This window comes from Elioraea sp., assembly GCF_022842375.1.
Taxonomy (GTDB): Bacteria; Pseudomonadota; Alphaproteobacteria; order Acetobacterales; family Acetobacteraceae; genus Elioraea_A.
Genome location: NZ_JALHPR010000015.1, coordinates 1 through 14,131 on the forward strand (window position 1 = coordinate 1; position 14,131 = coordinate 14,131).

The window sequence follows — 14,131 nt, forward strand, 5'->3', positions numbered from 1 at the left end:
CCGGGTCGCCGGCCGCCGCACGGCCCGGGATGCGCGTGGCGTCGCGCGCACCGGGCCCGTCGCAGTCCTGGGCGAGGCCGGTGCCGGACAGCCAGAGTTCGAGGCAGCCCATGCGCCCGCACCAGCAGCGCGGCCCCGGGTTCTCGTGCCGCGCCTGCCAGGGCAGCGGCGTGTGGCCCCATTCGCCGGCGATGCCGTGCGGCCCCTCGAGGATGCGGCCATCGACCACCACGCCGCCGCCGCAGCCGGTGCCGAGGATGACGCCGAACACCACGCGCCTGCCCGCCCCCGCGCCGTCCGACGCCTCCGACAGCGCGAAGCAGTTCGCATCGTTCGCCATGCGCACTGGCCGCCCGATCGCGGCTTCGATGTCACGGTCGAGCGTGGTGCCATTGAGGAAGGTGGTGTTGGAGCCCTTCACCAGCCCCGTTGCCGGCGAGAGGCAGCCAGGCATGCCGATGCCGACGCTGGCCCCCGCCCCTGTCGCCGCTTCTGCCGCCGCGACGAGGTCCGCGATCGCGTGCACGACGCCGCGATAGTCGCCCGGCGTTGGCGTCCGGGTGCGGAAGCGCTCGACGCCCTGGTCGTCGAGCGCGAGGATTTCGATCTTGGTGCCGCCGAGGTCGATGCCGATGCGCATGCGCCCATGGTGGCCGATGCGGCCCTCCTGCTCAACGGCGCCCTTGCCCAACCCGCAGGCCCCGCGCACTCTCCGCCCCATGACCGAGACCATGCTCGACCTCAAGGGATTGTCCTGCCCATTGCCCGTGCTGCGCGCCAACAAGGCGTTGCGCGGCATGGCGGGCGGGGAGCGGCTGCGCGTGCTCGCGACCGATCCTGCCGCGGTGAAGGATTTCCGGAACTACTGCGACCAGACCGGCCACGCTCTCGTCGCCTTCAGCGAGGATCGCGGCACCTACTCCTTCGTGATCCAGCGCAAGGCGGACGCGCCCGCCAAGGCGGAATGAGAGGCCGATGAGCACCCTCCTCCTCAGCCACCCGGCCTGCCTCGCGCATGACACCGGCCCCGGCCACCCGGAGCGGGCCGATCGCATCCGCGCGGTGCTGCACGCGCTGGAGGCGGAGGAGTTCGCCATGCTGCTGCGCGAGGATGCGCCCGAAGCAGACGCGGAGGTGCTCGCCCTCGCCCACCCCCGCGCCTATGTCGATGGCATCCTCTCCATCCGGCCGGAGCCTGATGAGCGGCTGATGCTCGACGGCGACACGGTGATGAGCCATGGCAGCCGCGGGGCTGCGCTGCGCGCGGCGGGTGCGGCCATCGCCGCGGTCGATGCGGTGATGGAAGGTTCCGTGCGCAACGCCTTCTGCGCCGTGCGCCCGCCTGGCCACCATGCCGAGGCCGCGCGGCCGATGGGGTTCTGCCTCTTCGCCAATGCCGCGATTGCGGCCCACCGCGCGCGGAGCCGGTGGGGGGCGGAGCGTGTGGCGGTGGTGGATTTCGACGTCCATCACGGCAACGGCACGCAGGCGATCCTGGAGAACGACCCGGCATTCTTCTATGCGTCGAGCCATGAGATGCCGCTGTTTCCCGGCACCGGCCATCCGCACGAGCATGGCGTGGCGCACAACGTGCTGAACGTCGCGCTCGACCCGATGTCGGGTGGGCCGGAGTTCCGCGCCGCGTGGGGTGACGAGATCATACCGGCGGTGGAAGCGTTCCGGCCCGACCTGCTGATCATCTCCGCCGGCTTCGACGCGCACCGGCGCGACCCGCTGGCCTCGCTGAATGTCTCGACGGCGGATTTCTCCTGGCTGAGCCAGGAGCTTGTCGCGCTCGCCGACCGTGCCTGTGGCGGGCGGGTGGTGAGCCTGCTCGAGGGCGGCTACGACCTCGAAGGGCTCGCGGCTAGTGCAGCGGTTCATGTACGGGCGCTGATGCGGGTTTAGCCGCTCCAGATTCACCATCGAGGGTCCCCTCTCCCCCGGCGGGGGAGAGGGACAGGGTGAGGGGCCGCGCCGCAAGGCTCCACGTTCCCCCCTCACAACCCCCTCCCCCAGCGGGGGATAGGGCTATCGGCGCAATGCGCTACTCCACCGCCTTCGCCACGAGCCGTGCGAACAGCGCCTCGGTGCCGGCGCGCGCCTCGGGCGGCTGGGCGATGCCGTGGCGGGCAAACACACGCGTCGCCACATCCTCGCCGGTGCTCCGCGTCACGAACACGCGGCCCTGGTCATCCTCCCACACCAGGATGCGCATTGGCAGGTCAAGTGCCAGCGTCGGGCGGGCGGCCATCGGCGGGGTGCCGGCACGCGGGTTGCCGAACACCACCACCGTGCGGGGGCGCAGCGTGAGGCCGGCCGACTGCGCCGCCGCGGCATGGTCGATCTCGGTGAACACCACCCAGCCCGCCTCGCGCACCGCGGCGCCGAACCGGTCGATCGTGGCGCGCACCGGATGCGGGCTCGGCACCGTCACGAGCCCGGCATCCCCCTGTGCAGCGGCGGGCGCGGCGGCGGCAAACACAAGCCCGGCGGCGATCAGCATGGCACGGCGGCTGGGCGTGGCGGGAACAGTCGAGGCGTCGGTCATGGTGCTGCTCTCCCTTGGGTCATATGACCCAATTCGCGCAGCGGGGCGCCGAGGTTACGCCGCGATCTGTTCAGCGCTTTGGCCGCCCGCGCCCACGCTTCTTCGGGTCGTACCCGCCACCACCCGGCCCCATGGGCTTGGGCTTCCACTCCTCCGCCTGGCGGCGCGGCATGCCGGGCGCGTCGAGGCCCAACTCCTTCGCCTCCAGCCGCTTGATCTCGTCGCGCAGCCGCGCGGCCGTCTCGAACTCGAGGTTCGCCGCCGCCTCGCGCATCTCCTTCTCGAGCGTGGCGATCGTCTTGCGCAGGTCCTTGCCGACGAACTCGGCGGGCCCGGCCCCGTCGACGGGCGCGATCGTCACATAGTCCTGCTCGAACACGGAGGCGACGATGTTGGCGATCTGCTTCTTCACCGAAGCCGGCGTGATGCCGTGCGCGGTGTTCCAGGCGATCTGCTTGTTCCGGCGCCGTTCCGTTTCATCCAGCGCGCGCCTGAGGCTTTGGGTGATCGTGTCGGCGTAGAGGATGACGCGGCCATCGACGTTGCGCGCGGCACGCCCGATCGTCTGGATCAGGCTCGTCGTCGAGCGGAGGAACCCCTCGCGATCGGCGTCGAGGATGGCAACGAGGCCGCATTCGGGAATGTCGAGGCCCTCGCGCAGCAGGTTGATGCCCACCAGCACGTCGAACGTGCCAAGCCGGAGGTCGCGGATGATCTCGATGCGCTCCAGCGTATCGATATCGGAATGGAGGTAGCGCACGCGCACCCCGGCATCGCCGAGATACTCGGCCAGGTGCTCGGCCATCTTCTTGGTGAGCACCGTGACGAGCGTCCGCATGCCCTTCGCGGCGACCTCGCGGATTTCGGCCAGCAGGTCATCGACCTGGAGCTCGACGGGGCGGATGATGGTGATGGGATCGACGAGCCCGGTAGGGCGGATCACCTGTTCGGCGAACACGCCGCCCGTGCGCTCCATCTCCCACGGCCCCGGGGTCGCGGACACGAAGGTGGTCTGCGGCCGCATCCCGTCCCACTCCTCGAACTTGAGCGGGCGGTTGTCGGTGCAGGAGGGCAGGCGGAAGCCGAACTCGGACAGCACCTGCTTGCGGTTGAAGTCGCCGCGGAACATGCCGCCCACCTGCGGCACCGTCACGTGGCTTTCGTCGACGAACAGCAGCGCGTTGGCGGGGAGGTATTCGAACAGGGTGGGCGGCGGCTCGCCCGGGTTCCGGCCGGAGAGGTAGCGGCTGTAGTTCTCGATGCCGCGGCAGGAGCCCGTGGTCTCCATCATCTCGAGGTCGAACTGGGTGCGCTGCTCCAGCCGCTCCGCTTCCAGGAGCTTGCCCTGCGCGCGGAGTTCCTCGAGCCGCCCCTTCAGCTCGGCGCGGATGCGCACGCCTGCCTGCTGCAAGGTGGGACGGGGCGTGACGTAGTGGCTGTTGGCGTAGACGGTGATGCTCTCGAGGCTGGAGGCCTTCTCGCCGGTCAGCGGGTCGAACTCGACGATGCTCTCCACCTCGTCACCGAACAGGGAGATGCGCCAGGCGCGGTCCTCGTAATGGGCGGGGAAGATCTCGATGCCGTCGCCGCGCACGCGGAAGCTGCCGCGCGCGAACGCGATGTCGTTGCGTCGGTATTGCAGCTCGACCAGCGCCTTGAGCAGCTTCTCGCGGGCGATCGTTTCGCCGACGGTGAGCTTCACCACCATCTGGCTGTAGGTCTCGACCGAGCCGATGCCGTAGATGCAGGAGACCGACGCGACGATGATCACGTCAGGCCGCTCGAGCAGGGCGCGCGTGGCGGCGTGGCGCATGCGGTCGATCTGCTCGTTGATCTGCGCGTCCTTCTCGATATAGGTGTCGGTGCGCGGCACGTAGGCTTCGGGCTGGTAGTAGTCGTAGTACGAAACGAAATATTCCACCGCGTTGTCGGGGAAGAAGCTCTTCATCTCGCTGTAGAGCTGGGCCGCGAGCGTCTTGTTCGGCGCGAGGATGAGCGCGGGCCGCCCGGTGTTGGCGATCACGTGCGCCATGGTGAAGGTTTTCCCCGAGCCGGTGACGCCGAGGAGAACCTGGTCCTGCTCGCCCGCCTCGACACCGGCTGTCAGCGTGGCGATCGCGGCCGGCTGGTCGCCGGCCGGGGCGAAGTCGGACGCGATCCGGAAGGTCGCGCGCTCGGCCAGCGGCTCGCGCTTCTCGGGGATGAAGAGGGCGCGGCTCTCGGCAACGGCGTACTCGGTCATCGGCGATCCTCCATTCCCTCTATCTGGGGGCGGTGCGGCGCTGCTGCACGTAGTCCCAGAACTGGAAGGCGTAGTCCTGCTGCGGCCGAGCCTGGAGGTGGCAGGAGAAGCATCCGTCGAGGCTGACGTTCCGGCGCTCGCCCGAGGGGGTGAAGGAGGCGTATTCCCACTCGCCGTTGCGCCGGTCGGGGCCATAGCCCTCGCCCCAGCCACGCTCCTTCTGCTGCACCGCCACCACCGTATAGTCGGGCTCGGTGATGAGCCGCCCGTCGAGGTCCTTCAGCAGGCTGCCGGCGGAGTCGAGCCTGGCGCGCTTGTCGGCCATCACGAGCACGCTGCCATAGGGCAACGGCTCGCCGGGCCTCGCCGCCTCGAACGCCTCGCGGTTGACATAGAGGAAGCGGACGATCTTGCGGTCAGGCTTGTCGACGGTGGCGTAGCGGATGAACTCACGCTCGAAATTGCCTGGGAAGGCGATGTTGTCGGGCCCCGGCGCGTAGGCGCGTGTTTGGGCGAAGAGGGCCGCGGGGGCAGCGACGAGCGCTGCGGCAACGGCGAGGCGAGCGGAGGCGCGCATGACACTCTCCCATCGATCAGAGGCCCGGCGCCGGATGATCCGCCTCGGCCGTCATCGGCGCAACTGGCGGCATTGGCGCAACCGAACGCTTTGCATACACTGCAACCCTCGCGTTCAGGAGTGGACATCATGGCCGATGGACGGCGCGCGGCAGCACCGGTGCATGAAGGTAGGTCGCCCACAGGCGCGGCCCCCGAGGTGGGAAAGCTAAGCTTCGAGGACGCGCTGGCGGAACTCGAGGGCATCGTGAAGCAGCTCGAGGGTGGGCAGGGCCGGCTCGAGGACGCGATCGCCGCCTATGAGCGTGGTGCTGCGCTGCGCAAGCACTGCGAGGACAAGCTCGCCGAAGCCGAGGCGAAGGTGCAGGCGATCGTCGCCCGCGGCGGGGCCGCAACAGGCGCCACCCCGTTTGACGCGGAGCAGGCCTGATGGCGCTCTCGGTGGTCGACAGCACGCTCGCCCCCGCTCTCGCCGAGGCGGCCGAGCGTGCCGAGGAGGCGCTCGACCGGCTGCTGCCGCAGGGCGACGAGGCGCAGAGCCGCCTCTACGAGGCGATGCGCTATGCCAGCCTCGGCGGCGGCAAGCGGCTGCGCGCCTTCCTGGTGATGCAGGCGGCCTCGCTGTTCCACGTCTCCCCCCGGGCGGCTGACAGGGTGGCGGCATCGGTCGAGATGCTGCACGCCTATTCCCTGGTCCATGACGACCTGCCCGCGATGGACGATGACGACCTTCGCCGCGGCCGCCCCTCCTGCCACAAGGCCTTCGACGAGGCGACCGCCATCCTCGCCGGTGACGCGCTCCAGGCCCGCGCCTTCGAGATTCTGGCCGAGCCCGACACGCACCCCGACCCTGCCGTCAGGTGCGAGCTGATCTGCACCCTCGGCCAGGCGGCCGGGGCGCGGGGCATGGCCGGCGGGCAGATGATCGACCTGATCGCCGAGGCCACGGCGCTGACCGAGGCAGAGGTGACGCGGCTGCAGTTGCTGAAGACCGCGAGGCTCATCACATGGTGCTGTGAGGCTGGTGCCATCCTCGGCAAGGCGCCCTCCTCGCTCCGCCACGCGCTGGCGGGATATGGGCGTGACCTGGGCCTTGCCTTCCAGATCGCCGACGACATCCTGGATGAAACGGGAACGTCGGAGGAGCTGGGCAAGACGCCGAAGAAGGACGCAGCGGCCGGAAAGGCCACGCTGGTCGCCCTTCTAGGGCTAGAGCGGGCACGGTCTCAGGCGCGGATGCTGGCTGACCAGGCGGTCGGCCATCTCGACCCGTTCGGGCCGCCCGCGGAGAAGTTGCGCGACCTCGTCGCCTTTGTCGTGACAAGACGGATGTAGTGGGGCACTGTAAACCTTCCATGACACATGAGCGTCAAGCCGCCATGACATATCAAGCCGCTCCCAAGCCCATGCTCGACCGGGTCCGCATCCCGGCCGACCTGCGCAACTTCTCGCAAGGCCAGCTCGAACAGCTCGCCTCCGAGCTCAGGCAGGAAACGATCGAGGCGGTCTCGATCACCGGGGGGCACCTCGGTGCCTCTCTCGGGGTGATCGAGCTCACCGTCGCGGTCCATGCCGTGTTCGACACGCCGGATGACCGTCTGATCTGGGACGTCGGCCACCAGGCCTATCCCCACAAGATCCTGACGGGACGGCGCGACCGCATCCGCACCCTCCGCCAGGGCGGGGGGCTCTCGGGCTTCACCCGGCGGTCGGAAAGCGAGTACGACCCGTTCGGCGCCGCGCACTCCTCCACCTCCATCTCCGCCGGCCTCGGCATGGCCGTCGGCCGTGACCTGAAGGGCGACGGCAACCACGTCATCGCCGTGATCGGCGACGGCGCGATGAGCGCGGGCATGGCCTATGAGGCCATGAACAACGCCGGGGCGATGAAGTCGAAGCTCATCGTCATCCTCAACGACAACGACATGTCGATCGCGCCCCCGGTGGGGGCGATGAGCGCCTATCTTTCGCGCCTCTTCTCCTCGCGCAGCTACGTGAACCTGCGCCAGCTCGCCGCGCAGGTGACCAAGCGCCTGCCCGCGCCGATGGAGCGCGCGGCGCGACGGGCGGAGGAGTACGCCCGCGGCCTGCTCACCGGCGGTACGCTGTTCGAGGAGCTCGGCTTCTACTACGTGGGCCCGATCGACGGGCACAACCTCGACCACCTGCTGCCCGTCATGCGCCACATCCGCGACAGCGACCGGACGGGCCCGTGGCTGCTCCACGTCGTGACCAAGAAGGGCAAGGGCTACACGCCGGCCGAGGAATCGGCCGACAAGTACCACGGCGTCTCGAAGTTCAACGTCGTCACCGGCGAGCAGACCAAGGCGCCCCCGGGCCCGCCGACCTACACGAAGGTGTTCGCCGAGAGCCTGATCGCGGAAGCGGAAGCTGACCCGCGCGTCGTTGCCGTCACCGCCGCCATGCCGGCCGGAACCGGGCTCGACGCCTTCGCCAAGCGCTTCCCGGACCGCTGCTTCGATGTCGGCATCGCCGAACAGCATGCGGTGACCTTCGCGGCCGGCCTCGCCACCGAGGGATTCAAGCCGTTCGTGGCGATCTACTCCACGTTCCTGCAGCGCGCCTATGACCAGGTGGTGCACGACGTCGCCATCCAGAACCTGCCGGTGCGGCTGGCGATGGACCGTGCCGGCCTCGTCGGCGCCGACGGGGCGACGCATGCCGGCAGCTTCGACATCGCCTATCTCGGCTGCCTGCCGAACATGGTGCTGATGGCGGCCGCCGACGAAGCCGAGCTCTCGCACATGGTGGCCACCGCCGCCGCGCATGACGGCGGGCCGATCGCGCTGCGCTACCCCCGCGGCGAGGGAACGGGCGTCGCCCGCGAGGCCAGGGGCAGCGTGCTGCCCATCGGGAAGGGCCGCGTGCTGCGCGAAGGCTCCTCGATCGCCATCCTCTCCTACGGCACACGGCTGGCCGAGGCGATGAAGGCAGCCGATGCGCTGGCCGCGCGCGGCTTCTCCACCACCGTGGCCGATGCCCGCTTCGCCAAGCCGCTCGACACCGACCTCGTGCGCAACCTCGCCCGCAACCACGCGGTGATGCTCACGATCGAGGAAGGCTCCATCGGCGGGTTCGGCAGCTTCGTGATGCACGACCTTGCCCATGCCGGGCTGCTCGATGGTGCGACGAAGTTCCGCCCCCTCACCTTGCCTGACCGGTACATCGACCACGACAAGCCGGAGAAGCAGCACGACCAGGCCGGCATGACCGCCCGCCACATGGTCGCTGCCGCCCTAGGCGCACTCGGGGTGGACGATACGGCCGAGGCCGCACAGCCCTCCCGCGCCTAAGGCCGCCCCGCATGCGGCGTGGGACCGCCATCAGGCGCGTCACGCCGCATGTGCTGATGGCCGCGCTCGACGAGCCCTTCGCCTACAGCCAGGCGTGGTACCGCACGCGCGGGGCCATGCTCGTCGAGATCGAGACCGAGGATGGCATCGTCGGCTGGGGCGAGGCCTTCGGCCCGGCAGCACTCACCGCCCCCATCGTCACCTGGTTCTCGCCCCTGCTCGTCGGCGCCGATGCGCTGGCGGGCGAGGTGATCTGGCAGCGCCTCTACAACGCGCTGCGTGATCACGGGCAGCGCGGGCTGGCCATCGAGGGCTTAAGCGCGGTCGACATCGCTCTCTGGGACATTCGCGGCCAGGTGGCCGGGCTGCCGATCCACCGGCTGATGGGCGGGCCGCTGCGCACCTCCGTCCGCGCCTACGCCACCGGCTTCTATCGCCGCGAGCGCGAGGACCACGAAACCTATCTCCGCGAGGAGGCAGACCTGCGACTCGGCGAGGGGTTCGGCGCGATCAAACTGAAGACCGGGTGGGGACTGGCCGAGGACATCGCACTCACCCGCGCGATGCGCCGCCACCTCGGCCCCGGCATCCTCATGCCGGTCGACTGCAACCACGCCTATGACGCGGCGGCCGCCATCCGCTACGGCAACGCGGTGGCCGACCAGGACATCCTGTGGTTCGAGGAGCCGGTGCCGCCAGAGGACATCGACGGGTATTGCGAGGTGAAGCTGCGCCAGCCCATCGCTGTGGCGGGCGGCGAGGCCTCGTTCACCCGCTGGGGCTTCCGCGAGATGATCACCCGCCGCGCGGCCGATATCCTGCAGCCTGACGTTGCTGCCTGCGGCGGGCTGTCGGAGGCCAAGAAGATCGCCGACATGGCCACCGCCTTCGGGCTTCGCACCAACCCGCATGTGTGGGGCACCGGCATCGCGCTCGCCGCCTCGTTGCACCTGATCGCGGTGATCCCCGACAATCCGCCAGGCCTGTTCCCGCAGGCCCCGATGCTGGAGCTCGACCGCTCTCCCCACCCGGTGCGCGACGCGCTCACCCCGCCCGTGGCGCTTGTGGATGGCGCGGTCACGATTCCGGAAGCCCCCGGCCTCGGTGTGGCGCCTGACCGTGCGGCGCTGGCACGCTACGTGGCGTGAAACGCCGCCTCGACCAGCTGCTCCTCGATCGCGGCCTCGTCGAAAGCCGGGCGAAGGCGCAGGCACTCGTCATGGCCGGCAAGGTGTTCTCGGGCGAGCGGCGGCTCGACAAGCCGGGCCAGCCGATGCCTGAGGACGCCGCCCTCGAGGTGCGCGGGCAGGACCACCCGTGGGTGAGCCGCGGCGGCGTGAAGCTCGCCCACGCTCTCGACCATTTCGGGCTCTCGCCGCAGGGGCTCGTCTGTCTCGACATTGGGGCGAGCACGGGCGGGTTCACCGACGTGCTGCTGACGCACGGGGCCGCGCGGGTGCATGCGGTGGATGTCGGCCACGGGCAGCTCGCGTGGAAGCTGCGGTCGGACGCGCGCGTGGTGGTGCATGAGAAGACCAATGCGCGGTTCCTGGCGGCGGAGCAGATCGGCGAACCGGCCGCCGCGCTCGTGTGCGATGCCTCGTTCATCGGGCTCGCCACCATCCTCCCCGCCCCGCTGGCGCTGCTGAGCCCCGGCGCCTGGGCCGTGGCACTGATCAAGCCGCAATTCGAGGTGGGGCCAGGGGCCGTGGGCAAGGGCGGTGTGGTGCGCGAGCCTGCACAGCACCGCGCCGTGGTAGCGCGCGTGAGCGCCTGGTTCGCCGATCAACCTGGCTGGACGGTGCTCGGCACGACGGAAAGCCCGATCACCGGCCCCGAGGGCAACCGCGAGTTCCTGATCGCCGCGCGGAAGGGGCCCTAAGCGCTACTCGGCGGGCGGCGGCACGTCGTGCGCCGTGAGGGTGGCCAGCAGGTCCCACACCCGCTCGGGGTCGAAGCTCGCCTCGGCGTCGTTCAGCAGGCGGTCAAGCTCTGCCTGGGCTGCTTCGTAGCTCTGGTCGCTGGTCGCGGCGGCATCGTCCATCGTCCGGCTCCATGACAGGTCAATGACCGAGTGTGCACCGGCAAAGATGACCGGAAAGCGACCACGCGGTGGAGGGATGGGGGCGCGCGCAAAGGCATGCAGAACTCTCGTCTTTTATATGAATGATTGCTCTGTTATATAATACGAATGTCACCTCCTCGCCGCCTCCCCGGCCGTCCGGTCGACCCGGTCGCACGCGCCGAACGCTCCCGCGCCATCCTCGCCGCCGCCCGCGCCTGCGTCGCGCGGAAGGGGTTCCACGGCGCATCGGTCGCTGACATCAGCGCCGCGGCGGGGATCAGCATCGCGAGCCTCTACCAGTCCTTCCCCTCCAAGGACGCGCTCATCCTCGCCATCGCCGAGGATGAGACGCGGGCAAGCATCGCCCTGGTCGGCCGCCTCGCTGGGCCAGGCCCCTTTGCCGAACGACTGCGCGACGTGCTCGACGCCATCGCGGAGGAGGCGCGGCGCGCCGATGCGCTGGCGCTCCACCTCGAGATCGCCGCCGAGGCGCTGCGCAGCCCACGCCTTGCCGCGATGCTGCGGCAGGCGCAGGAGGCGTTGCTCGGCGCACTCGCCGACACGCTCGCCGCCGCCCAGGCGCGGGGCGAGCTTGACCCGTCACTGGACCCGGCAGGTCTTGCCCGACTGCTCGACATCGTCGCGGATGGGCTGTTCGCACACGTGGCCCTTGGCATCGGCGACGGCGCGGCGGCGACCGCGCAACTGCTGCGACTCCTCCGCCTCTGAAGGCTCGCGGAATGATGACCGTGGCTCATCGCGCTGCCATGCCGGCCCGGCCCGGCGTCCAGCCGCAGCGGGAGAACGGCCTGGACGCGCTGCGCGGCTTCGCCCTGCTCGGCATCGTCGTCGTCAACGCGCCGTTCTTCGCATCACCGCTCGGCGGCGCCACCATCGGCCCAGGGGTTGCCGATGCGCTGGCGGAATGGATCGTGATCGCCTTCGGGGCCGGCAAGTTCTTCCTGATCTTCTCGCTGCTCTTCGGCTACGGCATCGCTGAACTTGCCGCCCGGGCGAAGGAGCAGGAGCGATCGACGGCCGCCCTCCGACGCCGCCTGGCCGCGCTTTTCATCATCGGCGTGGTGCACGGCGTGTTCCTGTTCTACGGCGACATCCTGATGCTCTACGCCGTGATCGGCGCTGCGCTGCTGCCGCTGTCACGCGCCTCGCCGCCCGCGCTCCGGACGGTCACGATCACGGCGCTGATTCTCGGCGTCGCGAGCCAGAACGTCGTGTTCACCCTTGGCGCGACCCTCGTCCCGGAAGGGGCGGACCTCGTGCCGAAAACCGGCTATCTCGGGTCTTTCCTCGATGCGGCAGCGGCGCGGGCGGCCGATCTGCCGATCGCGCAGATCGGCGTGCTGATGTTCAACGCCGTAAGTGCCCTCGCCATGGCGGTGCTTGGCCTGCTCTGGCACAGGGGCGGCGGAGTCGACACGGTGATCGGGCTGGCGTCACGGCACAGCCGGGCGATGCGCCGCGCTGCCATCGCGGCCGCGCTCGTCTCCGCGGTCGCTGGCCTCGTGATCGTTCTCGCGATGCGTGACCCGGGCAGCATCGGCCTTGGCGTGAGCATCGCTTCTGCTGCCGCGGTCAGCCTGGCCGCGCCGATCCTGTCGGCAGCGCTGGTGCTGGCCTGCCTGAGGCGTACCACGCAGGACCCCGACGCCGCGTCCGTCGCCGCCCTCGCCGCTCTCGGCCGGACCTCGCTGAGCGGCTACCTGCTCCACTCCGTCCTGCTGTCGGCGGTGTTCAACGGCTGGGGCCTGGGCCTGCTCGGGACCGTGGGGTCAGCGCGCGTCCTGCTGTTGTCGTTCGCCGTCTATGCGGCGATGCTCTGCTTCGCCGTGGCGTGGCAGCAGTGGTTCCGGCTTGGCCCGGCTGAGTGGGTGCTGCGCAGCGTCGCGGCGCTGCGCCCGATTCCGCTCATGCGCTGAGCGGGCGGGCGCCTAGCCTACCCCTCGCTGAGCACCGCCGGGGCCAGGGCCGCATCCTTCGCGCGCGGGTGGGCTGGGTTGCGGAAGCGGAGCTCGCCGCCCTCCGCCCCATCGGGCGCGGGGCTGTCGAGCAGCTCGAACCGGCTCGCACACGTCACGGCCACCACGGGGCGGGCCTCGGGGGCGGTGAGGAAGTTGCGCGTCGCACCCTCGAGCTCCAGCCGCTCGCGCAGGCCGCGCCACTCGGTACGGTCGGTGTCCTCGATGAACACGGCGAGGATGCCGGGGCGCCCGCCGGAGAGGCGGGCGGGAAGCTCCGAGAGGCGGCGGCCAAGCACGATGGCCACCTCGTTCTCGCGGCCCGCACGCGCGGCCATCACGAACACCGAGCGCTCGCCGCCCATCACCGCGAAATGCGCCTCGGGGCCGAACTGGGCCTTCAGCCGCTCCATCAACGCTGCCTGGTTGGCCTCATTCCGCGCGAGCAGAAGCGGGTCGAGCCGCAGGATGGCGGCCTCGGAATGGTCTGTCCGCCTGTCCTCGGCCAGCAGGGCGGTGATGCGCTGCTGCACCACGCACTGCCCCTCCTGGCCCGACAGCCCCTCGGGCAAGGTGAGCTTCAGGAGGTAGCGGCCAGGATGGGAGGCGAGCCAGCGCTCGAGATCAGGGTTGATGCGATCGACCAGGCCGAACCAGTCGCCACGGTGCACCCAGCGCCCCTCGTCGGCCGAGATGACGGCCGAGACGATCTCTGCCTCTGCCCCGTCGCGCGAAATCAGCAGGTCATGCGAGGCGCCATCCTCGAAACCCGAGAAGCGCACCGTGAAGCCACGGGCGCGCTGGAGTGCGGCGACGCGCAGCAGGTGGAACAGCTTCACCAGCGTTCCTTCGCCGACAAGCCCCGCGCCCAGCATCGCCTCGAACCGCAAGCGGCCCTCGGGCGAGAGGCTCGCGTGCAGCAGGGCAGCGGCATCGGCCAGCGTGGCAACGGCACGTTCAGCGCGCGTGGTGGTGGCGGCAGGCTGGGACGCCAGGCGATCGACCGCGAACTCGATGGCATGGCGCTCGGCCACCACGCGGCCGGCGATCGGCTGCGCGCCGGCCTGCTTGCGCAGCGCTACGATGCGCGCGCGCCACGCCGGCTTGCCGGCAATCGCGATGAAGCGTTGCACGGCGGCCGCTGGCACCGTCGCCTTGTGCGCCGGCATCCTGTTCGCTGGTTTTGTCATGGTTTGATCCTGGCCTGGATGCGTGTGCACGGCCAAGCACTTCCCCGGGCCCACAATGGGCGCCGCCGTGCTGCAATGCGCAATCAAACAATCGTGAGCAGACGCGCTCAGAGCCTGTTTGAGAAGGCGCTGCCATGAGCCGGATGGCGCGGTTTCCGAGAACCGGAGCGCAGCGGCTCAAGGGCCGTGGGCACCGGAAGCGCAGCACACCAAAGCC

General features: G+C 70.2%; 15 protein-coding genes. 9 read left to right on the plus strand and 6 right to left on the minus strand.

Annotated elements, in window-relative coordinates:
* Window positions 1–640 (minus strand): ROK family protein (locus Q0C38_RS13505; RefSeq protein WP_291297627.1); only part of this gene is annotated, 640 nt, incomplete at its 3' end.
* A gap of 79 nt (window positions 641–719) precedes the next feature.
* On the opposite strand from Q0C38_RS13505, the gene Q0C38_RS13510 reads away from it, so the two are divergent.
* Both Q0C38_RS13510 and Q0C38_RS13515 read left to right on the plus strand, forming a co-directional pair.
* Window positions 720–968, plus strand: a complete 249-nt coding sequence (locus Q0C38_RS13510) for a sulfurtransferase TusA family protein (RefSeq protein WP_291297628.1) — start codon at window positions 720–722, stop codon at window positions 966–968.
* 7 nt (window positions 969–975) lie between these two features.
* Complete coding sequence (locus Q0C38_RS13515; protein ID WP_291297629.1) at window positions 976–1,908, plus strand: histone deacetylase family protein; 933 nt, start codon at window positions 976–978, stop codon at window positions 1,906–1,908.
* Window positions 1,909–2,047: 139 nt separating this feature from the next.
* On the opposite strand, the gene Q0C38_RS13520 is transcribed toward Q0C38_RS13515, so the two are convergent.
* The 3 genes from Q0C38_RS13520 to Q0C38_RS13530 form a co-directional block, all read right to left on the minus strand.
* The gene (locus Q0C38_RS13520; protein WP_291297630.1) at window positions 2,048–2,551 is read right to left on the minus strand and encodes a DUF302 domain-containing protein; all 504 of its coding nucleotides are present in this window, start codon (window positions 2,549–2,551) and stop codon (window positions 2,048–2,050) included.
* A gap of 70 nt (window positions 2,552–2,621) precedes the next feature.
* Window positions 2,622–4,793: an excinuclease ABC subunit UvrB gene (gene uvrB / locus Q0C38_RS13525; protein ID WP_291297631.1), complete on the minus strand. Its 2,172-nt coding sequence runs from the start codon at window positions 4,791–4,793 to the stop codon at window positions 2,622–2,624.
* 19 nt (window positions 4,794–4,812) lie between these two features.
* On the minus strand, window positions 4,813–5,370 hold the full coding sequence (locus Q0C38_RS13530) for a cytochrome P460 family protein (protein ID WP_291297632.1): 558 nt from the start codon (window positions 5,368–5,370) through the stop codon (window positions 4,813–4,815).
* Window positions 5,371–5,499: 129 nt separating this feature from the next.
* Between Q0C38_RS13530 and Q0C38_RS13535 the strand changes: the two genes are divergently transcribed.
* The 5 genes from Q0C38_RS13535 to Q0C38_RS13555 are packed head-to-tail and all read left to right on the plus strand — an operon-like array spanning window position 5,500 to window position 10,565.
* On the plus strand, window positions 5,500–5,799 hold the full coding sequence (locus Q0C38_RS13535) for an exodeoxyribonuclease VII small subunit (RefSeq protein WP_291297633.1): 300 nt from the start codon (window positions 5,500–5,502) through the stop codon (window positions 5,797–5,799).
* Window positions 5,799–6,704, plus strand: a complete 906-nt coding sequence (locus tag Q0C38_RS13540) for a polyprenyl synthetase family protein (RefSeq protein ID WP_291297634.1) — start codon at window positions 5,799–5,801, stop codon at window positions 6,702–6,704. The genes Q0C38_RS13535 and Q0C38_RS13540 overlap by 1 nt, the downstream gene beginning before the upstream one ends.
* Before the next feature lie 44 nt (window positions 6,705–6,748).
* Entirely contained in the window at window positions 6,749–8,683 is a 1,935-nt protein-coding gene (gene dxs / locus Q0C38_RS13545) for a 1-deoxy-D-xylulose-5-phosphate synthase (RefSeq protein ID WP_408870028.1), read from the plus strand.
* A gap of 11 nt (window positions 8,684–8,694) precedes the next feature.
* Window positions 8,695–9,831, plus strand: coding sequence for a mandelate racemase/muconate lactonizing enzyme family protein (locus Q0C38_RS13550; protein WP_291297636.1), 1,137 nt, complete (start codon window positions 8,695–8,697; stop codon window positions 9,829–9,831).
* Complete coding sequence (locus Q0C38_RS13555; RefSeq protein WP_291297637.1) at window positions 9,828–10,565, plus strand: TlyA family RNA methyltransferase; 738 nt, start codon at window positions 9,828–9,830, stop codon at window positions 10,563–10,565. Before Q0C38_RS13550 ends, Q0C38_RS13555 begins: the two co-directional genes overlap by 4 nt.
* Window positions 10,566–10,568: 3 nt before the next feature.
* On the opposite strand, the gene Q0C38_RS13560 is transcribed toward Q0C38_RS13555, so the two are convergent.
* On the minus strand, window positions 10,569–10,727 hold the full coding sequence (locus Q0C38_RS13560; RefSeq protein WP_291297638.1) for a hypothetical protein: 159 nt from the start codon (window positions 10,725–10,727) through the stop codon (window positions 10,569–10,571).
* Between the two features lie 147 nt (window positions 10,728–10,874).
* Between Q0C38_RS13560 and Q0C38_RS13565 the strand changes: the two genes are divergently transcribed.
* Window positions 10,875–11,477 carry a TetR/AcrR family transcriptional regulator gene (locus Q0C38_RS13565; RefSeq protein WP_291297639.1) on the plus strand — a complete coding sequence of 201 codons (603 nt, stop codon included), beginning with the start codon at window positions 10,875–10,877 and terminating at the stop codon, window positions 11,475–11,477.
* 14 nt (window positions 11,478–11,491) lie between these two features.
* Window positions 11,492–12,685, plus strand: coding sequence for a DUF418 domain-containing protein (locus Q0C38_RS13570; protein ID WP_291297640.1), 1,194 nt, complete (start codon window positions 11,492–11,494; stop codon window positions 12,683–12,685).
* Window positions 12,686–12,702: 17 nt separating this feature from the next.
* On the opposite strand, the gene Q0C38_RS13575 is transcribed toward Q0C38_RS13570, so the two are convergent.
* Window positions 12,703–13,914 carry a hypothetical protein gene (locus Q0C38_RS13575; RefSeq protein ID WP_291297641.1) on the minus strand — a complete coding sequence of 404 codons (1,212 nt, stop codon included), beginning with the start codon at window positions 13,912–13,914 and terminating at the stop codon, window positions 12,703–12,705.
* Window positions 13,915–14,131: the final 217 nt, after the last annotated feature.

Coding starts and splice junctions, on each gene's coding strand:
- Q0C38_RS13510 (WP_291297628.1), top strand. CDS start 720: ATGACCGAGACCATGCTCGACCTCAAGGGATTGTCCTGCCCATTGCCC.
- Q0C38_RS13515 (WP_291297629.1), top strand. CDS start 976: ATGAGCACCCTCCTCCTCAGCCACCCGGCCTGCCTCGCGCATGACACC.
- Q0C38_RS13520 (WP_291297630.1), bottom strand. CDS start 2,551: ATGACCGACGCCTCGACTGTTCCCGCCACGCCCAGCCGCCGTGCCATG.
- uvrB (WP_291297631.1), bottom strand. CDS start 4,793: ATGACCGAGTACGCCGTTGCCGAGAGCCGCGCCCTCTTCATCCCCGAG.
- Q0C38_RS13530 (WP_291297632.1), bottom strand. CDS start 5,370: ATGCGCGCCTCCGCTCGCCTCGCCGTTGCCGCAGCGCTCGTCGCTGCC.
- Q0C38_RS13535 (WP_291297633.1), top strand. CDS start 5,500: ATGGCCGATGGACGGCGCGCGGCAGCACCGGTGCATGAAGGTAGGTCG.
- Q0C38_RS13540 (WP_291297634.1), top strand. CDS start 5,799: ATGGCGCTCTCGGTGGTCGACAGCACGCTCGCCCCCGCTCTCGCCGAG.
- dxs (WP_408870028.1), top strand. CDS start 6,749: ATGACATATCAAGCCGCTCCCAAGCCCATGCTCGACCGGGTCCGCATC.
- Q0C38_RS13550 (WP_291297636.1), top strand. CDS start 8,695: ATGCGGCGTGGGACCGCCATCAGGCGCGTCACGCCGCATGTGCTGATG.
- Q0C38_RS13560 (WP_291297638.1), bottom strand. CDS start 10,727: ATGGACGATGCCGCCGCGACCAGCGACCAGAGCTACGAAGCAGCCCAG.
- Q0C38_RS13565 (WP_291297639.1), top strand. CDS start 10,875: ATGTCACCTCCTCGCCGCCTCCCCGGCCGTCCGGTCGACCCGGTCGCA.
- Q0C38_RS13570 (WP_291297640.1), top strand. CDS start 11,492: ATGACCGTGGCTCATCGCGCTGCCATGCCGGCCCGGCCCGGCGTCCAG.
- Q0C38_RS13575 (WP_291297641.1), bottom strand. CDS start 13,914: ATGACAAAACCAGCGAACAGGATGCCGGCGCACAAGGCGACGGTGCCA.